The sequence below is a fragment of the Rhodococcus globerulus NBRC 14531 genome (genome assembly GCF_001894805.1).
Classification (GTDB): domain Bacteria; phylum Actinomycetota; class Actinomycetes; order Mycobacteriales; family Mycobacteriaceae; genus Rhodococcus_F; species Rhodococcus_F globerula.
In genome coordinates, this window is record NZ_BCWX01000002.1 from 701654 (window position 1) to 721058 (window position 19405).

At 63.2% G+C, this 19405-nt stretch carries 16 protein-coding genes; 8 read left to right on the forward strand and 8 right to left on the reverse strand.

All coding sequences use genetic code 11. From position 1 onward, the window contains the following. Positions 1–127 precede the first annotated feature (127 nt). Positions 128–1717, forward strand: coding sequence for a GMC oxidoreductase (locus RG2_RS11840; RefSeq protein WP_033234760.1), 1590 nt, complete (start codon positions 128–130; stop codon positions 1715–1717). Positions 1718–1798: 81 nt separating this feature from the next. Here the strand turns inward: RG2_RS11840 and RG2_RS11845 are convergent, their stop codons facing one another. The 5 genes from RG2_RS11845 to RG2_RS11865 all read right to left on the reverse strand — a co-directional run bounded on the left by RG2_RS11845 (position 1799) and on the right by RG2_RS11865 (position 8704). Further along, the gene (locus RG2_RS11845; protein WP_033234759.1) at positions 1799–3904 is read right to left on the reverse strand and encodes a 3-hydroxyacyl-CoA dehydrogenase NAD-binding domain-containing protein; all 2106 of its coding nucleotides are present in this window, start codon (positions 3902–3904) and stop codon (positions 1799–1801) included. Beyond that, positions 3905–5125 (reverse strand): thiolase family protein, encoded by a 1221-nt coding sequence (locus RG2_RS11850; RefSeq protein WP_033234758.1) that lies wholly within the window; start codon positions 5123–5125, stop codon positions 3905–3907. Between the two features lie 161 nt (positions 5126–5286). Further along, a complete protein-coding gene (locus RG2_RS11855; RefSeq protein ID WP_051730566.1) occupies positions 5287–6600 on the reverse strand; it encodes a ribonuclease D in 1314 nt (437 codons plus the stop codon). Positions 6601–6611: 11 nt separating this feature from the next. Further along, positions 6612–8051: a WS/DGAT/MGAT family O-acyltransferase gene (locus RG2_RS11860; protein WP_045067450.1), complete on the reverse strand. Its 1440-nt coding sequence runs from the start codon at positions 8049–8051 to the stop codon at positions 6612–6614. 62 nt (positions 8052–8113) lie between these two features. Continuing rightward, positions 8114–8704, reverse strand: coding sequence for a DUF3000 domain-containing protein (locus RG2_RS11865; RefSeq protein WP_033234757.1), 591 nt, complete (start codon positions 8702–8704; stop codon positions 8114–8116). Positions 8705–8885: 181 nt separating this feature from the next. Between RG2_RS11865 and hemE the strand changes: the two genes are divergently transcribed. From hemE to RG2_RS11900, 7 genes are all read left to right on the forward strand, one after another. Further along, on the forward strand, positions 8886–9983 hold the full coding sequence (gene hemE / locus RG2_RS11870; protein ID WP_033234756.1) for a uroporphyrinogen decarboxylase: 1098 nt from the start codon (positions 8886–8888) through the stop codon (positions 9981–9983). Beyond that, positions 9980–11341, forward strand: coding sequence for a protoporphyrinogen oxidase (locus RG2_RS11875; protein ID WP_033234755.1), 1362 nt, complete (start codon positions 9980–9982; stop codon positions 11339–11341). The genes hemE and RG2_RS11875 overlap by 4 nt, the downstream gene beginning before the upstream one ends. A 4-nt stretch (positions 11342–11345) precedes the next feature. Continuing rightward, a complete protein-coding gene (gene hemQ / locus RG2_RS11880; RefSeq protein WP_033234754.1) occupies positions 11346–12041 on the forward strand; it encodes a hydrogen peroxide-dependent heme synthase in 696 nt (231 codons plus the stop codon). A gap of 48 nt (positions 12042–12089) precedes the next feature. Next, a complete protein-coding gene (locus tag RG2_RS11885; RefSeq protein ID WP_051730565.1) occupies positions 12090–14366 on the forward strand; it encodes a molybdopterin-dependent oxidoreductase in 2277 nt (758 codons plus the stop codon). 83 nt (positions 14367–14449) lie between these two features. Continuing rightward, complete coding sequence (locus RG2_RS11890; protein ID WP_502702372.1) at positions 14450–14917, forward strand: YbaB/EbfC family nucleoid-associated protein; 468 nt, start codon at positions 14450–14452, stop codon at positions 14915–14917. Further along, positions 14910–15221, forward strand: a complete 312-nt coding sequence (locus tag RG2_RS11895) for a WXG100 family type VII secretion target (protein WP_033234752.1) — start codon at positions 14910–14912, stop codon at positions 15219–15221. The genes RG2_RS11890 and RG2_RS11895 overlap by 8 nt, the downstream gene beginning before the upstream one ends. Continuing rightward, positions 15221–15889 (forward strand): WXG100-like domain-containing protein, encoded by a 669-nt coding sequence (locus RG2_RS11900; RefSeq protein WP_051730541.1) that lies wholly within the window; start codon positions 15221–15223, stop codon positions 15887–15889. The genes RG2_RS11895 and RG2_RS11900 overlap by 1 nt, the downstream gene beginning before the upstream one ends. A 31-nt stretch (positions 15890–15920) precedes the next feature. Here RG2_RS11900 and RG2_RS11905 read toward each other — a convergent pair whose 3' ends face one another. The 3 genes from RG2_RS11905 to RG2_RS11915 are packed head-to-tail and all read right to left on the reverse strand — an operon-like array spanning position 15921 to position 19344. Then, entirely contained in the window at positions 15921–17147 is a 1227-nt protein-coding gene (locus tag RG2_RS11905; RefSeq protein ID WP_033234751.1) for an MFS transporter, read from the reverse strand. Continuing rightward, the gene (locus tag RG2_RS11910) at positions 17144–18226 is read right to left on the reverse strand and encodes an LLM class flavin-dependent oxidoreductase (protein ID WP_033234750.1); all 1083 of its coding nucleotides are present in this window, start codon (positions 18224–18226) and stop codon (positions 17144–17146) included. Before RG2_RS11910 ends, RG2_RS11905 begins: the two co-directional genes overlap by 4 nt. Then, positions 18223–19344, reverse strand: a complete 1122-nt coding sequence (locus RG2_RS11915) for an acyl-CoA dehydrogenase family protein (RefSeq protein WP_033234749.1) — start codon at positions 19342–19344, stop codon at positions 18223–18225. Before RG2_RS11915 ends, RG2_RS11910 begins: the two co-directional genes overlap by 4 nt. Positions 19345–19405 lie beyond the last annotated feature (61 nt).

Genomic DNA, 19405 nt, shown 5'->3' on the forward strand with positions numbered 1-19405 from the left:
GTAAGTGTCTAGTTTTGGACTCGCTCGGTTGTTTTGTCCATACGGAACTAGGCACTTCCCCCTGATTTCTGGTGCCCCGTGAGTTTTCGCCGCCGGCACATCGGCGATTCACCAAGGGAGCACAGCTATGTCTGCACTGAAACGGCGAGCCTTTCTGTCCGGAGTCGCCGCGGCAATGGCCGCAGTGGCGATACCGAGTGTTGCTCGGGCCGGTACCTCTGCCAGAACCGTCGGGGTGCCACTCACCCGCGAAGAACACCGCGTTGTCGTGATCGGTTCAGGATTCGGTGGCGGCGTGACCGCGCTTCGTCTGGCCGAGGCGGGCGTTCCGGTTACGGTGCTGGAGAGGGGAATTCGGTGGCCGTCGGGTCCCAATGCCGAGACATTTCCCCATCCGGCCAGTCCTGACAAACGGATCCTGTGGCACCAGTCCAATCCGACGCTCTTCGGGAGAGAAGTTGCTTTCGAGCCGTACGTCGGGTTGCTGGAGACGGTGTCCGGGGAGAACATGACATCGATCTGCGCGGCCGGCGTTGGCGGTGGATCGTTGGTGTATCAGGGTATGACGCTGCAACCTGCCGAATCCGTCTTCAGCGAGCACTTTCCCGAGCAGTTGGACTACGCGACGATGGACCGCGTCCACTATCAGCGCGTGGCATCCATGCTGCAACTCGCCGTAGCGCCGGACGAGCTGGTCGAGAGTCCGAATTACGAGGCTGCCCGTGTATTCGCCCGCAATGCAACGCGTTCCGGGCTTCCGGTGTCGAAGATTCCGATGCCGATCGACTGGGACTTTGCGCTGGCCGAACTGCGCGGTGAGATGAAAGCCTCGTACACCAACGGCGATGGCGCACTGGGCGTGAACAACGGCGGCAAGCACTCCGTCGACGTCACCTACATTGCCGCCGCAGAAGCCACAGGATTGGTGAAAGTCGAGACGCTGCACCAGGTTACCGACGTCGAACGCGCGGAAGACGGCCGATGGCGGGTATATGTGAACCGCACCGACATGTCCGGGCGGGTGCTCGAGAACAAGATCCTGACGACAAAGGCGCTGGTCATGGCCGCGGGCAGCGCCAACACGACCAAGTTGCTCGTGCGGGCCGGTGCGCAGGGGCGGATTCCCGATCTGCCCGGCGAGTTGGGCGGCGGCTGGGGCACCAACGCCGACCGCATCTACATCTGGTCCGACCCCACCGAGAATTTCGGTAGCACCCAAGGCGGCCCGGTTGTCTACGGAAGCCGGAACTGGGACGACCCGGATTCGGCGTTCACCCTCATTCAGGCGTCGTTCCCGCCGGTGCCGTTCGATGCGCACAGCACGGTAATGGTCGGATTCGGTGTCAGTAGAGACCGAGGCCGGTTTGTGTACGACTCCGCGCGGGACGAGGCAGTGCTCCGTTGGCCGAAGGACGGCGACTCTGCTATCCAGCTAGGCCACATCGGGCCGGCCGCCCACAAGATCGCCGGGAACACCGGCATCCTCACCGACACGAATGCGCTGCTGTCGTCGACGTGGCATCCGCTCGGCGGCGCGTGTATGGGAACGGTCTGCGATCTCGAAGGTCGCGTGCAGGGCCAGCGCGGACTGTACGTGCTTGACGGTGCCTTGATGCCGGGTAATGCTGCTGCGTGCAATCCGTCGATGACTATCGCTGCCGTGGCGGAGCGGGCACTTGACTACATTGTGAAAGAGGATGTCGGAACAGTGTTTTGAGCTGCCGCACAGTGTGAACTATCGCGAACGGCGCACCCGGAAAATTCGAGTGCGCCGTTCGGCTTTGTCAGAGCGAGAGAATCAGACGCTTGCAACACCAGGCGCGAGGAAGCGCTTGCCGTTGACGGCCTCGGAGGTGCCGGTGCGGTCCAGGTACGGCGTGATGCCACCGTTCCAGAATCCGAATCCGCCGCCGAGCAGCAGGCAGAGGTCGATGTCCTCGGCTGCCGCTACGACGCCTTCGTCGAGCATGATCTGGATTTCCTCGGCGAAGGCACGGCGTGTGCGCTCGAGTACTTCTTCCGAGGTGGACACCTTGTCACCTCGAGGCCACAGCGCGGCAACCTCGGGATCGACAGCTTGGCCGTTCTCGCCCCAGGTCCAGACGCCGGGCTTGCGGGCTTCGACCAGTGCTTCGAGACCGGGCGAGCTCTTGAACCGTTCCGGGTACGACGCCTGCAGGGTCTCGCCGGTGTGCAACGCGACTGCGGGTCCGACGAGGGCCAGCAGGGTGAACGGCGACATCGGCATACCGAGTTCGGCGATGGCATTGTCCGCGACGTCGAAGGGGGTGCCTTCGTCGACGGCGGACATGACCTCACCCAAGGTGCGGGTGACGAGGCGGTTGAAGACGAAGCCGGCCTTGTCGCCGCACAGGACAGCAGACTTCTTCAGTGACTTCGCGGTGGCGAAAGCCGTTGCGAGCGTAGCGTCGTCGGTCTTGCTGCCCTTGATGATCTCGAGGAGCGGGAGAACGGCAACCGGGTTGAAGAAGTGGAAGCCCACCACGCGCTCGGGATGCTTCAGCTCGGACGCCATCTCCGTGATGGAGAGCGACGAGGTATTGGTCGCGAGGATGGTTTCGGGAGCGATAAACTGCTCGAGTTCCGCGAAGACCTTCTTCTTGACATCCATATTCTCGAAGACGGCTTCGATGACGAAGTCGGTCTTGGCAAACGCGGCCTTGTCGAGTGAGCCGGAGACGAGGGCCTTGAGACGGTTCGCGGCGTCGGGGGACAGGCGCCCCTTGCCGAGGAGCTTGTCGATCTCGGTGTGGACGTAACCGACACCCTTGTCGATGCGCTCCTGGTCGATGTCGGTCAGGATGACCGGCACCTTGAGCTGGCGGACGAAGAGCAGCGCGAGCTGGCTGGCCATGAGACCGGCACCGACGATGCCGACGCCGTTGACCTTGCGGGCCAGCGAACGGTCGGGCGCTCCGGCGGGACGCTTGGCGCGCTTGTTCACCAGATCGAAGGCATACAGGCCGGCGCGGAGCTCGTCGGTCAGGAGGAGATCGGCAAGCGCCTCGTCCTCGGCCGCAAAGCCCTTGTCGAGCGAAGCCGCATCCGTGATGTCGGTGGTGCGAGCCAGTTCGAGCAGCTCGACAGCCTTGACGGCGCCGGGAGCGTTGCCCTTGGTCTTACCGTCGACGATGGCCTTCGCACGGGCGATCGCGTCGTCCCAGCCCTGGCCGCGATCGATCTCGGGGCGAGCGGGGGTGACGGTACCGGCGAGAACCTGCGCGGCCCAGGCGAGTGACTGCTCGATGAAGTCGGCGGAATCGAGAACGACGTCGACGACGCCGAGTTCGAGTGCCTTCTTGGGGGAGAGCACCTTGTTCTGGTTGAGCGAGTTCTCGATCACCACGGTGACGGCGTTGGACGGGCCGACGAGGTTGGGGAGCAACTGCGTGCCACCCCATCCGGGGACCAGGCCGAGGAATGCTTCCGGAAGACCGAGTGCGCCCGCGTTGGCGGCAACCGTGCGGTAGTGGCTGTGCAGGCCGACCTCGAGGCCACCGCCCAGTGCGACACCGTTGATGAAGGCGAACGTGGGAACGGAGGACTCACGCAGGCGTCGGAACACCTTATGGCCCAAGCGGCCCAGCTCGAGTCCCTGCTCACGTGAGGTGATCGCGGGAACACCCTTGAGGTCCGCACCGGCGGCGAAGATGAACGGCTTGCCGGTCACGGCGATGGCGACCGGGTTCGCGGCAAAAGCTTCGTCCAGTGCGGCGTCGAAGGATGCGAGCCCGCCGGGGCCGAAGGACGACGGCTTGGTGTGGTCGAAGCCGTTGTCGAGGGTGATCAGTGCAAACGGGCCCTCGATGCCGGGGACCGAGATGATCTTGGTGTACGCGTTCGTCACGACCTCGTCGGCGAATGCTGTTGCAATATCAGACATTTAGTTAACTCCTGCCTGGTAGTCAGCGTGGTTCGGGTTCTCCCAGATGACGGTGCCACCCATGCCGAGGCCGATGCACATGGTGGTCAAGCCGTAGCGCACGTCGGGGCGTGTCGCGAACTGGCGGGAGAGCTGCGTCATCAGGCGCACGCCCGACGAGGCGAGGGGGTGGCCACACGCGATGGCGCCGCCCCACTGGTTGACGCGGGGGTCGTCGTCGGCGATGCCGTAGTGCTCGAGGAACGCGAGAACCTGAACCGCGAACGCTTCGTTGATCTCGAAAAGTCCGATGTCCTCGATCTTCAGACCGGTGCGTGCCAGAAGCTTCTCGGTGGCGGGGACCGGTCCGATACCCATGACCGCGGGGTCGACGCCCTGGTAGGCAAAGCCGACCATGCGCATGCCGACAGGCAGTCCGAGCTCCGCTGCGGTGTCTTCACCGGCGAGAAGTGCTGCCGTGGCGCCGTCGTTGAGGCCTGCGGCGTTACCGGCGGTGATGCGCCCGGCGGGGCGGAACGGCGCTTTGAGCTTCGCGAGGTCTTCGACGGTGGTTCCGGGGCGCGGCGGCTCGTCCTCGGTGGCGAGCCCCCAACCGGCTGCGCTGCGGGTCGCGACGGGAACCAGCGTGTCGGCGATGAAGCCGGCCTTCTTGGCAGCGTCGTACTTGTTCTGGCTGTTCACGGCGTAGGCGTCCGTGCGGTCTTTGGTGATGGTCGGGAACCGGTCGTGCAGGTTCTCTGCGGTGTTACCCATCACGAGTGCGCTCGGGTCGACCAGACGGTCGGCGAGGAAGCGCGGGTTGGGGTCTGCGCCCTCACCCATCGGGTGGTGGCCCATGTGCTCGACGCCACCGGCGACAACAACGTCGTACTGGCCGAAGCCGATGCCCGACGCGGTGGTAGTGACGGCGGTCATCGCGCCGGCGCACATGCGGTCGATGGCAAATCCGGGGACGGTTTCGGGCAGGCCGGCGAGGATCGCGGCGGTGCGGCCGATGGTCAGTCCCTGGTCACCGGTCTGAGTGGTGGCAGCGATCGCCACTTCGTCGATCCGCGCGGGATCCAGCTGCGGATTGCGACGAAGCAGTTCGCGGATGGCTTTGACGACCAGGTCGTCTGCACGCGTCTCGGCGTACATGCCCTTGGGGCCTGCCTTGCCGAACGGGGTGCGAATGCCGTCGACAAAGACGACGTTGCGTTGGTTGTGTGTGGATGGAGCCACGCGAATTCCTCCTGATGGAGATGCCCACCACGCGCTGGGCGGATGGGACTTACGGTTCGGCAATCACGGCCAAGCGTCCGGCCTTGTAACAAGCGTACTACTGCCCATTACTCACCGGTAACTTAACGGGTCGAATTGCTCCACCCACACCCGCAACCCCGTCAGGATTCGCCGTTTGCCGCTGCTTCCTCCTCGGCTGCGACCGCGTCGTCCTCTGCCGGAACTATCGAGTTCAGCGCCTCGGCGAGGACCGGCACGGTCAAGGTGCGCTGCCACAATCGGGCGCCGCCGGACGTGAGCTTCGTCTCGATCGCAGCCGTGACCACGGCGATGTCCGATCCCGGCGCGATTGTCCAGTCCCAGCACAGACGACGCACCAGCTCCGGTTGCAGCAGATTCTCGACGGGGACCGATACTTCGGAACTGAGATCCGACAAGGCTGCGCGGGCTGCGGTCAGACGATCGGCGGCTTCGGGATCCTGACGCGCCCACCGTCCGGGAGCTGGCGGGCCGATGTTCGGCGGAGTCTTCGGGGGAAGCTCGCTGTCCGGCAGGGACCGAGCTGATTCCAATGCAGTCATCCAGATTCGTGAATAGCGTCGTTGCCTCGGTCCGCCGAACACGGGCAGCGACCGCAGCGCATCCATCGACCGGGGATCCTTGAGCGCCGCGTCGATGATCGCCGAATCCGGCAGCACTCGGCTGGGAGACACGTCGCGCTTACGTGCGAGATCTTCACGCGCCTGCCACAGCGCCCGGACCGCAGCCAATTGGCGAGTGGTCTTCAGTGACGTGATGTGCGACGTGCGGCGCCAGCGATCCGGCTTCGGCTTCGGCGGGCCGGCAAGTCGAATGTGCTCGAATTCTTCTTTCGCCCAATCCAATTTGCCTTGTGCACGCAGTTCGGCTTCCATGGCGTCGCGCAATTCCAGCAGCACTTCGACGTCGAGCGCGGCGTAGTTCAGCCATGGTGCCGGCAGTGGCCGTGTCGACCAGTCGGCGGCGCCGTGGCCCTTGCGAAGCTCGACATGCAACGTGCGTTCCACGATCGCGGCCAGACCGACCCGTTCGAATCCGGCCAGTCGGCCCGCCAATTCAGTGTCGAAAAGTACAGCCGGATACAACCCCAACTCGGCCAGTCCGGGCAGATCCTGATCTGCGGAATGCAGAACCCACTCCAGAGGGTTGATCGCCTCGGCCAGCGGTGCCATGTCCGTGGCGGTGGGGATCGGATCGATCAGAAACGAGCCGGCGCCCTCACGTCTGAGCTGAATCAGATACGCACGGGCGGAGTACCGGAATCCCGACGCACGCTCGGCGTCAACAGCCAAAGGCCCGGTGCCCGCTGTCAATTCAGCGGCAGCCTTCGCGATCCCGTCTGCGGTGGTGATGACATCAGGCACACCGTCACGCGGCACCAGGAGTGGTTCGACATCGGACGTGGGCTCGGTTGCATCATCGGTGACTTCGGACATGATCGATAACTCTACGTCGCAGAAGGCGTCGTAGTTGCGCAACCTTCCCCGTCACTTTCTTCGTCGCCTTTCTCGGCTGCTCCCAGGAGTTCGTCGAGCGCCAGGGCGAATCCTTGCGCGAGTTCGTGCAATTGGGGTGCCAGGTCCGTGCAACTGACAATGCCCACATCTACTTTGCCGTCGAGCGACATCACCGTCACATTGAGTCCGGCGCCGTGAAAGATGGGTCCCAGTGGGAACATTCCCGTAATGCGTGCGCCCAGGAAGTACAGCGGAACCGGCGGGCCGGGAACGTTCGACACCACGAGATTCGACACGACGGGGTGCCGTTCTGCGAGCTTGAGTGAGGAGTAGACGCGCATTGCGGCGCCGAAAACTGCCGGCGACGCAAATTGTGACCAGTCTTGAAGCATGTTTGCGCCCAACGCCTCGTTATGATTTTTCGAGGTCGCGTTGTATTCGCTGATCGCGCGCAAGCGGTCGAGTGGGTCGACGATCTGGGTGCCCAGTTGCGTGAACATACCGGAGATCTGGTTTGTGCCGGCGCGGTCGGATTTCCCGTGAACCGACACGGGAACCATCGCGACCAACGAATCCTCGGGAAGCTCGCCGCGCTCCTCGAGGTAGTTGCGCAGCGCTCCGGCGCACAGCGCAAGAACGACATCGTTGACCTTGACGCCGTGACGGTCCTTCACGGCTTTCACTTTGGCCAGGTCGAGCTGGGCGAAGGCAATATTGCGATGACCGGTGATGGCGCCGTTGAACGACGTTCGAGGGGCAGTGAACGGCGCAGGCATCGCTCTGCCTTTGCGGGCGCGGGTCACCCATTTGGGCAGCATCGCGATACCGCCGGGGACGAGGCGCGCCAGCCGCGCAGGCCTGGAAATTACGGCGAGGAGGCCGCCGACAGCGATGTCGAGTGTGCCGGCGTCACCGGCGCTCTCGGCTGTGGTGTCTACCAGTGCGGGGGATTCCGGTTCCAGACTGCACAGTTGAGCCAGGATGTTGGCACCGGTAATGCCGTCAGCGGCACTGTGATGGATCTTCGACATGACGGCGATGGTTCCGTCGGCAAGTCCTTCGATGACCCACATTTCCCACAGCGGACGGGAACGGTCCAACGGTTGGCTCGCGATATGTCCGGCAAGTTCTGCCAGCTCGTCGTGGCCACCTGGCGCCGGTACCGATGTGCGATGGCAGTGTCGTTCGATATCGAAGTCGTGGTCGTCCACCCAGACGGGGTAGTCGAGGTTCAAGCGTGAATCTTTCAGCTTGCGCCGGAACGTCGGCATCGCTGCCATGCGGGAGTCCAGCTCGCCGAGTAGTGATCGGTAGCGGTAACCGCCCGGGATGGTCGACGGGTCCAGTATCACCAGGCCGCAGACGTGGAGTAGCTGTGTCGACGTTTCCAGGTACAGGAAGGTGGCATCAAGTCCGCTGAGACGCTGCATCTACCGATTTTAGAACGGGTTCTAGTTAGATTTCGGTGGAATGATCAAACCGGCGTTGGGGATCAGTCGTTCTTTCGCGACAATTCTGTTACCCCGGCGGGTGGTAGGCCCGCGGCGTAGGCCAGCACTTCGCAGAATGCCTCGACGTGATGTCCCAATTCCGTTGACGTGGCAGTCCAGGAGGCCCGCAGTTCCAGTTGATGCGCCCGCGGAGGGCCTGCGATGTCGCCGTAGCGAACCGACGTTGTTGCCGTGACCGTGCCGCCGAGCGCTACAAACGGAGCGCCGCCGGCTTCGAGGGCGTCCACCAGCCAACTCCACGCAACTTCGGGCAATAGTGGATCAGCGGCAAGTGATTCGTCGAGATCGGCCTGGATGTAGGCGACCAGACGCATGGTGCCGTTCCAGGCTTCGTCCCCGTCTGGGTCGAAAAGCAAGATGAGTCGACCGAAGGCGTCACCCTCCGATTGCTCGGACACGGTGTCCGATTCGGGGTGAAGCACCTCGGCACCGATTGCGTGGCTGTACGGGGCAAGTCGTTGTGGCGGGCGTATCGGACCGACTTCGATCTCGGACCGGACCTGTGCTGAGCCCATTGCGGCGATTGCGGCACGGAATTCGGCCGGGTCAGCGGTGGATCCGGAAGTTGTCACAGGTCAGGACGTTAGTCGGGGAAAAGGTCCCTGAGGTGGAGGCGCGCCGATCAACTGTGACGTGCTCCGCACAGATAAGTGTGAGCACCGTCACGAAATGTGACGTGGACTTTTCTGCGCGCCGAACATGGCAGCATTGGGAGCGGTCGAATACACATGTTGGCGGAGAGCGCGAGGATTGATGAGCGGGTTGGACAACTTGAATTCAGGCACCATCGGGTCAGCGGAGTACAGCGCACGGCGCGTGCTTCCGGATGCGCCGTTGTTGGCGGCGGCCACCGGTCGGACGCCGGTGCGGCGTCCCGTGTGGTTCATGCGGCAGGCCGGCCGCTCGCTGCCCGAGTATCGCGAGATCCGCGCCGGAATCGGAATGTTGGAGTCCTGCTTCGATCCGGCGTTGGTCTGTGAGATCACGATGCAGCCGGTGCGTCGCCACGACGTCGACGCCGCAATTCTCTTCTCGGACATCGTGGTGCCGCTGAAAGCAGCCGGCATCGACCTCGACATCGTTGCCGGTGTCGGTCCGGTGGTTGCCAATCCTGTTCGCTCGATCGACGATGTCGCGTCCCTGCCGCGGTTGGTGCCCGACGAGGTCGGCGCAATTGCGCAGGCTGTGCGTCTGCTCACCGCCGAGTTGGGTTCGGTGCCGTTGATCGGGTTTGCCGGAGCGCCCTTCACGTTGGCGTCGTACCTGGTCGAAGGTGGACCGAGCCGCAACCACGAGAAGACCAAGGCGCTCATGCTGTCGGATCCGGCGACGTGGCACCAGCTCCTCGGCAAGATCGCCGACATCACGATCTGCTTCCTGCAGGCGCAGCTCCACGCCGGTGTCGACGCTGTTCAGCTGTTCGATTCCTGGGCAGGCGCCCTCTCGCTCGCGCAGTACCGCGAGTTCGTACTTCCACACTCCGAGCGCGTGTTGGCCGAGGTGGCGAGCGCAGGAGTGCCGCGTATCCACTTCGGTGTTGGTACCGGTGAACTGCTCGGCGCCATGGGTGAAGCCGGGGCTGACGTCGTAGGCGTCGACTGGCGTATTCCGCTCGACGTTGCCGCGAGGCGAGTCGGTCCGGGCAAGGCGCTGCAGGGCAACCTCGATCCGGCAGTGCTGTTCGCGGGTCCCGAGGCGGTCGACCGTGAGGTCAGACGCATCGCGGCTGAAGGTGACCGCGCTATCGAGGCCGGCGCCATCGGGCACATCTTCAACCTCGGACACGGTGTTCTTCCGGATACCGATCCGGCGGCAATCACGGCGGCGGTGGAGCTGGTGCATTCGCTGTGAGGACAACGCGTCCGTCGGTAGCGGTGATCGGGGGCGGAATCTCCGGCCTGGTCGCCGCCTACCGGCTTCGCCGTAGCCTCGGAGCGGACGCCGAGATCACGATCGTCGACCACAGCCGCAGGCTGGGCGGAAAGTTGCGAACGGTCGATATCGGCGGCGGGCCGATCGATGTCGGCGCCGAGGCGTTCATTGCGCGTCGGCCCGAGGTTCCGGCACTTCTGGCCGAGCTCGGTCTCACGGACCAGATCGTGTATCCGGCGGGACGCACTCCGTTGATCTGGTCGCAGGATTCGTTGCATCGTCTCCCCGTAGGCACGTTGATGGGCATTCCGGCGAGTGCCGACGCGGTCGAGGATCTAGTCGACGACGCAACCCTGGCGCGGATCGCGGCCGAACCGGAGCGCCGGATCGACTGGACTCCGGGTTCGGATAGCAGTGTGGCCCAACTTGTTTCGGATCGCTACGGCGATCAGGTAGTCGCCCGCTCGGTTGATCCACTGCTCGGGGGTGTGTACTCCGGATTGGCGGAGAACATCGGAATACGGGCCGCATTGCCGACCCTCGCGGCGGCGTTGGACGCCGGAGCGCGGAGCCTGTCGGAAGCCGTGTCGGCGGCGCTACCGACGCCGGCTCCCGGGCCGGTCTTCGGTGCGTTGAAGGACGGATACGGAGTGCTCCTGGATGCACTCCGGGAGGCAGCTGCCGCGCATGTCGTTCACGCGGAGGCCGGAGTCGTGCGCGCCGACGGGAGCCGCTGGTTCATCGATCCGGTCGGCGCCCTCGATGCGATTGTCCTGGCAGTTCCCGCTCCGAACGCCGCAGTGCTTCTCGCTGACGTCGCGCCACAGGTCGCCCGGATCGCGGCTCGGATCGAGCTGGCGTCCTCGGCTGTCGTGGCGATGCGTCTGCCGGGCAATGTCGAGTTGCCGGAGAATTCGGGAATCCTCGTCGCGACGGACGCAGATCTCACGGCCAAGGCATTCACGCTGTCCAGTCGCAAGTGGACCCATCTCGCCGATCGGGGCGAGCATCTCGTGCGGGCGTCGTTCGGCCGCTTCGGTGCCGCAGACATCGTCGATCGCCCCGACGACGAACTGATCGCTCTGGCCCGCGCTGATCTTGCAACAGTGACGGGAATCACTGCGAGTCCGGCTGCGTCCTTTGTCCAGCGCTGGCATGGGGGACTGCCGCAGTACGCACCAGGTCACGTGCAGAAAGTGGCTGAAATCGAACAGTCGGTCGCAGCGTTGGACGGTATCGAGGTGGCCGGTTCGTGGCTACACGGCGTCGGCGTTCCGGCGTGTGTTGCCACTGGCACGACGGCGGCGACACGGATTTTCGAACGGGTGGCACGATAGAGGTATGGCACGCCTTGATTTCGACAAACTGAACTCTGAAATCCGATACCTCATGTTCTCCGTGTTCCAGGTGGAACCCGGTGTGCTGGGCGACGATCGGGAAGCTGCGGTCAAGGACGCCCGCTTGTTCTTCGAAGGTCTCGAAGACAAGGGCGTCGTGGTTCGCGGAATCTACGACATCGCCGGCATGCGCGCAGACGCAGACTTCATGATCTGGACCCATGCAGCCAGCATCGAGCAGCTGCAGGCCGCGTACTCGGACTTCCGCCGCACCACGACACTGGGCAAGATCAGTGCTCCGGTGTGGAGCAACTCCGCCGTGCACCGTCCGGCCGAGTTCAACAAGAGCCACGTGCCGTCGTTCATCGCGGGTGAGGATCCGGGCGACTACATCTGCGTCTACCCGTTCGTTCGGTCGCTCGAGTGGTACCTGCTTCCCGACGAGGACCGTCGCAAGATGCTCGCCGATCACGGTATGGCGGCACGCGGATACAAGGACGTTCGCGCCAACACGGTGCCGTCGTTTGCGCTCGGCGACTACGAGTGGATTCTTGCCTTCGAGGCACCGGAACTCATTCGCATCGTCGATCTCATGCGCGACTTGCGTGCCACCGAGGCTCGTTTGCACGTGCGCGAAGAGGTTCCGTTCTTCACCGGACCGCGTGTCGACATCGAGAAGCTGGTTCTTTCCCTTCCCTGATCGAAAGTAGCTGCTGTGGACACCACGCCGAATCGGCGTCATCAGCACATGTCTCACTGGGGCATGTTCACTGCCGAATCGGTAGCCGGCGAAGTCACTGCGGTGCATCCGTACGAGGGAGATTCCAATCCTTCGCCGATGCTCGGCAACTTCGCCGGTTCGGTGCGCAGTCGCAGCAGAGTGGCCGGCCCGGCAGTGCGTCGTGGCTGGCTCGAGAACGGTCCAGGCCCCACGGAAAAGCGGGGCTCTGACGAGTTCGTCTCGGTCGAGTGGGACGAACTGACAGAACTGCTGTCCCGCGAATTGCGCCGGGTCGTTGACACTCACGGCAACAACGCGATCTTCGGTGGTTCATACGGATGGGCCAGCGCCGGTCGATTCCACCACGCGCAGAGTCAGGTTCACCGGTTCCTGAATCAACTCGGTGGTTACACCAAATCGGTACACAGCTACTCGCTCGGAGCAACGGGCGTCATCATGCCCCGTGTGGTCGGGACCCACAGTCAATTGTTCGAACGCTCCACGTCGTGGGACGTCATCGCGCAACATTCCGATCTGTTGGTGTGCTTCGGTGGGGTGCCGATCAAGAACACTGGCGTCAATGCCGGTGGTACCAGTGAGCATCCGACTCGCGGCGCGATCGACGCACTCCGTCGTCGCGGCGGAAAGATCGTCTCGATCAGCCCGTTGCGTGACGATCTCGACGGTGAATGTGACTGGATCGCACCGATTCCCGGGACCGACGTGGCGATCATGTTGGCGCTGGCGTATGTCCTCGCTTCGGAGGGTTTGCATGACATCGCATTCTTGAACCGGTACTGCGTCGGCTACGAGCGATTCGAGGAGTACCTGCTCGGACGCAGTGACGGTATCGCGAAGGATCCTCACTGGGCCCAGGAGATTTCAGGAATCCCTGCCGAGATACTGGTCGACCTGGCCCGCCGCATGGCCGCCGGTCGCACGCTGGTCTCTGTCACCTGGTCACTTCAACGCATCAAACACGGTGAGCAAGCCCCGTGGATGGGGGTGACTCTCGCCGCGATGCTGGGTCAGATAGGGCTTCCCGGAGGGGGATTCGGACACGGCTACGGTTCGATGAACGAGCCGGGAATGACGTCGATCCCGTACCCGCTGCCCACCTTCCCGCAAGGACGGAATCCGGTCACGGACTTCATTCCGGTCGCTGCGGTATCGGATCTTCTGCTCTCGCCCGGCGAAGACTTCGACTACGACGGCAGACGCCTCACCTATCCCGACATTCGCCTGGTCTACTGGGCAGGCGGCAACCCGTTCCACCATCATCAGGACATCCCGAGGCTGCGGCGGGCTTTGGCACGTCCGGACACGATCGTCGTTCATGATCCGTACTGGACGCCGATGGCCAGACACGCCGACATCGTGGTGCCATCGACCACGTCATTCGAACGCTCCGATCTCAGTTGTACGCGCAACAACGCGTTGCTGGTCGCGATGCACCAGGTCACCGAACCGTTTGCAGGTGCGCGCGACGACTACGAGACCTTCGCGGCACTTGCCGACGCGCTGGGATTCGGTGACACGTTTACCGAGGGACGATCGTCGCAGCAATGGATCGAGCACCTCTACGGTCAGTGGCAGCCGAGCGTCGCCGCGGACGGTGGAAACACCCCGTCGTTCGAGGACTTCTGGGCCGATGGTCACTACCGGATGCGTACGCGCGGCGACGAGGTTCTGTTCGGCGACTTCCGCGAGAATCCCGAGAAGTATCCGCTTGGCACACCCAGCGGAAAGATCGAGATATTCTCCGAAACCATCGAATCTTTCGGCTACGACGACTGCGTCGGCCATCCCCGATGGTACGAGCCTGATGAATGGCTGAAAGGTCCACGTGCGGAGGCTTTTCCGCTGCACCTCATCGCCAACCAGCCCAAGACGCGGCTGCACAGCCAACTCGATCACGGCGCCGTGAGCCAGGCGTCGAAAATTCACGGGCGAGAACCGATTCGGATGCATCCCGATGCAGCGGCAGAGCGAGGCATTGTCGGCGCGGACGTGGTGCGGGTGTTCAATGATCGCGGCGCGTGCCTGGCAGGTGTTGTCGTCGATGCAGACCTTCACCCGGGCGTTGTCCAACTTGCGACGGGAGCCTGGTACGACCCACTCGATCCGGCCGACCCGGACTCGCTGTGTGTCCACGGAAATCCCAATGTTCTGACCCCGGACGTCGGCACGTCGCTGCTGTCACACGGATGCACCGGACAACACGTCCTGGTGCAGATCGAGAAGTTCGAGGGGGAACTTCCCCCTGTTCGCGCATTTGATCCGCCGGTGCTGAATCTACGCTGACGGAACCGATCGAGGCCAGGCCGCGTCGAACTTGGTGAGCACCTGATATCCGGGTGAGCACGTCGAGCGAGGTGGGGGCCATCGTGAGTACAGCGCAGTGGAATTCGGCACGGGGGAGATCGGAAGTCCTTCGCGGGCAGATTGATTCAATGATGGAGGACCTGCACGAGCGGACGCGGTTACTTGCGCTCGCGCAGGAGAAGATCGCGTTGTCGACTGCGCGTGCTCTGTCGGCTGACGGGTTGGTGGAGGTTGTCGTCAATGCCTCCGGAGCCGTTGTCGGCGTGAAATTCTCATCGGACGCGTGTGCGAAATCAACGCCGAAAAAGCTTGGTGCGTCGGTACTGGCGGCGTCGACGGCTGCGTCGGCAGACATGCGCAGGCAAAACGCCGAGATATTGAAGCCGTTCACCACTACGACGCAGTTGGATCTTCCAGATCTGATAACCGGAGCGCCCAGCGTGCGCGGTCTGTCCGCAGTGCCTCAGATAGCCGAGCACATGGAACAGGATTGGGATCAGACCGTTCTCAGGAGCGCGGGCAATGTCTGAACTGTGGATCGATGTTCAGATTGTGCGTGCATTGGCACCGCGATTCGTGGGACTCGCCGAAGACATCGAGAGGTCGAAAGCGGATCTCGAACGGGAAATGACTGCCGAAGGCTCGAGCTGGGGAAATGACGAGGTCGGCAACACTTTTGCCGCCGCCTACCTTCCGGGCTCGGAGTCGGTGATTGCCGGTATCTCGATGATGGCCGGCGTCATGCGGAATCTCACGGATGCGCTGTACCGGACTTCGGACAACTTCGAGGGCGTCGACGCGGAACTTGCCGACAACTTTGCAGGTGGTCTCTGATGGGAATCGAGATACCGGGATACCTGCAGGCCGTTGCCAGTGTGGCAGTGGGTAGCGACTGGCCGGAGGGGGACGAGACTTCCTTGTGGCGATTGGGTGACGCGTGGACCGAGATTGCAGACCATCTGACCAGTGCATCCATGGGTGGTGATGTCACACTGAGAGGAGTACTGACAGCAATCACCGGTGAGACGCACGATGCATTCTGGCAGGATTCCGGTGGCGTCGCTGATGTCTTTGATCGATTGATTGCTGCCGCAACGGAATTAGCGGAATCCTGCAATGCTACGGCGACGGAGATCGAGTACACCAAACTTGCGATCATCGCGGCGTTGATCGCGCTGGCGCTCGAGTTGGCGGCCATGGCAGCGGCAGCGATTCCCACTCTCGGGCTGAGTGCGGTAGGAGCAGGCGCAGCGGAGGTCGCTACCGCGGTTACTGTCCGAATGCTGTTGCGCCAATTACTGACCGGGGTGCTCGAAGCCGCTGCGGTGGAAGCAGCGTCGGCCGTCTTCTCCGGCCTGGCCATTCAGCTGGGCCAGATAACAATGGACCATCGCGAGTCCGTGGATGTCGGCAAGGTCGTGACCGAGGGGCGCGAGGGGTTTGTCACGGGCGCGGTGGATGAGTTGTCCACATCCGGCGGCGCACTGAACTGGAATTTCTGACGCCGTAACCGGGCCTGAGTGCGCACAACATTCACTCGCGTGCGGCCACGAGCTCGCTGTCCGCGGTGGATTTCACTCCGATGAGTGGAAGCAACGCGACGGCGGCAATCAGTGCGAGTGAGCCGCTGACCACCAGAAATCGCCAATCGGCGAGCCACGCTCCGAGCAGTGGTGAGCCGGCTCGGGCCAACGCTGTCGGAATGGTGATCGCGGCAAGGACACTCGCGAAGTGGGTAACGCCGAAGTTGTCGGCCAGTATCGACGGCCGCGCGATGACGCCGACGCCTTGGCCGAGACCCACAGCAGCGACGCACAGCAACGTCAGGGGTATCGACAAGCCCGCGAGTGGTAGCAACAGTAGGCCGAACCCCTGTATGGCGAAGGCGCACGACGTGACCGGTGTGATGGCCAGACGGGTGCCCGCCACTGTGAGTATCAGCCGCGAGAGAATCTGCAGGACACCGACGGCGATGGGCACTGATGTTGCGACCGCAACAGAGTGACCTTGGTCGAGCAAGTATGCGATCACGAGTAGGAGGAAGGCCGACGCCGATCCTGCCTGAGCGACGAAAGCGATCAGCAGCAACCAGAACCGGCGCTGCCGCAGTGCTGCACCGAACGGCGTTCCTGACCTTGCCCGGACTCGGTTGCGATGAGCGGCGCGCGACGGTACGGCCCACAGATGACCCGGAACCGCGGTAGTGACGAGTATCGCCGACAGGATGATCAAGGTTGTGCACCAGCCGAATTCGCTGTTCATCCAACCGAGGAGTGGATACACCAGATATGTCGACAGTCCGGCGATCATCGTGACGGTGAGAATCGCCTGATTTCGTTGATGCGCTTCGGTCGCCACCACGATCACCGCGAAGGTCGACTCGTACGTCGACATTGCCAGTGCCAGCCCGATCAAGGCAAACGCAACGTACAGCGACATCAGGTCGGTTGCCTGTGACCACATCAGTACCGAGCCTGCTCCGATCACCGAGCCGGTGGCCATGAGCGTGCGTCCGCCCCGCCGGTCGAGGATGCGACCGACGGGCAAAGCGGCCAGTCCGCCCACCAGCGTCGATACTGTGGAGGCACCTGCCACGGCGGTGCGTGAGACATCGAGATCGGTGGCGATGGGAATGAGAATCACCGGCAGGATCTGGATCATCGCGATGAAACTGATGGTGTTCGTGAGCGCGAAGACCATCACCAGATGGCGTCGATACTTAGGGCTGAGAGAAGTTGGAGTGTCGGTCTCGGCGGTCATCCGCGAAGTAGCGGAAGCAGCTGGCTGCCTTGGCGTTCGATCTCGGGCAAGTACGGGGTGTCGGACAGAACGAAGTGACTGATCCCGAGATCTTCGTATTTACGTAGCGATTTTGCAACGTCTTCGGCGGAACCGACCAGCCACGTGGTTGCCGCGCCACCACCGCCCACTTTGCCGGGCGTGGTGTAGAGGTTGTCATCGAGTACCTCACCGCGCGAGGCCAGATCGAGCAGGCGTTGTTGGCCAACTGCGCTTCGACGGTGTGGATTCTGCGCCAGCGATTCGGGTGCACCTAGTTCGCGCTGGCGGGCTGCCATCTGTGCGACTTTTTCCTCGGCTTCTTTCCACGCCTGCTCTGTTGTGTCTCGGACAAAGGTGGTGATCCGCAAACCGTATTCCAGTGGGGCGTGTTGCCGTTCGATCTGTCGACTCAGTGCCTCGAGTCTGTCGATGCGTTCGGCGACACCGTCAAGTGTTTCGCCCCAGAACAATTGGACATCGGCCTCCGCGGCTGCGACTTTCTCGGCGGCCTCCGAGGCGCCGCCGAAGTAGAGCTTCGGGTGTGGACGGCCCGGCCGAGTCTCGATGCGCGGCCCAATGGTCGAGTTCTCCACGTGGAAATGCTCGCCGCGGTAGGTCACGTTCTCTTCGGTCCACAGTTTGCGAACGAGTTGGAGGAACTCCTGGGTCCGCGCGTAGCGATTCGCTTGATCACCATCGGTATCTCCGTAGGCAGCGAGATCGTCCTTGCCGGACACGATGTTGACGCGGACGCGACCGCCGGTGAGGTGATCGAGTGCCGCCGCAGACGCCGCAAAGTTAGCCGGGCGCCAGTATCCGGGGCGGATCGCGATGAGTGGCTCGAATGTGGTTGTCCGCGCGGCCAATGCAGTGGCCACCGTGAAGGTGTCCGGACGCCCCCAGCCTGCGCCGATCAGGGCACCGGTCCAACCGTTCTGCTCCAGCGCGAGTGCCTGGCGAGTGAGGGTTTCGAGGCTGTTGTGACCGGCCTGCGTGTTGTCGCCGCGGTGGCCGGGCTCAACCTGATTGGGGATGTACCAGAGGAATTCGGTGCTCATTGGTTCTTCCTGATCTGTGCGAGATGGGACAACTGCGCGTCACGTACTTCGGCTGTTTGTCCTTGCACCAGGACGAAGAGGGCTGTGCGTGCGTACAACTGCGCGGTGTTGTCGCGAACGATGCCCCGTCCCGCTCGGGCTATGACAAGGGCGTGAGTGAGGGTGACGAGTGCTTCGCCCATGGCAACTTTTGCCGCAAGACGCTCATCGATTCTGTGCCTTTCGTTCCCCGCGCTCTTGGCTGCGTCGGAGAGTGCGTATGCGTCGGTCCGAAGCTGCGCGATCCGGGGGCGCCACAGGTCGGCGAGCTCACGGGAAGTGGGATGAGCCTGCTCGAGTTCGCCGAGGACTCTGTCGGCAAGCCCGAAATGATGTGGCCTGGCGTCGCTTGCCGTGCTGAAATCGGTTGTGCGGTACTTGGATAGAGGAACCCTGCTGATGACATGCGCTTCCGGTACGAACACTTCGGACAATGTCACTCGTTCCGTTCGACTACCGGCCACGGCACTCAACTCCAGGTCGGAGGACTGAACACGCTCGTTGATCGGTACCAGTGCGGTCACAACGGTGCGGGTCGAGCTTTCGACAGCAGCCACCATCAAGACGGTGTTCAGGCCCCAACCGCTGACCCACGAGATAGTGCCGGAGAACGTCCAGCCGGCAGATTCACGCGTCGCCGCGATGAAGTGGTCGGGGTATCGCCGGACGTCGCTGATCGCCGCTCCGGTGAGTAGGCGTCCGCGCAGAATCGGGTGGGCGATCGGGGGTAACTCGGTGCCTGCCGCGTGTGCATCGGCCAGTCGCCCGACCACTGGTGCATGCTGCGCCCATACGAGCCACGTGTTCAGGCAGGCACCGGCCAGGACTTCGTGGAGGAGTCGATCACTATGTCGGTCGACATGTGCCCCGTCGAACTCGGCCGGCGCCAGATGGTTCAACAGGTGGAGGTCGGAGAACTCGACAATGCGTTCAGGGGTTACTCCGTGCCGATCCGTTTCGAGCGCGGTCGGTAGCAGTACGGCGTCGGCATACTGCTTGGCACTGGCCACCAACGGATGCGTGTTGACAGCCGTAACTGCCTGAGCTCTCACGTGTGTGGCGAGTTCGGAGACAGTCATACAGGCACGATTCCTCTCGAGGTGTACTGGATTTCGGCAGCGGCGAAGAGGGGATTCGGAT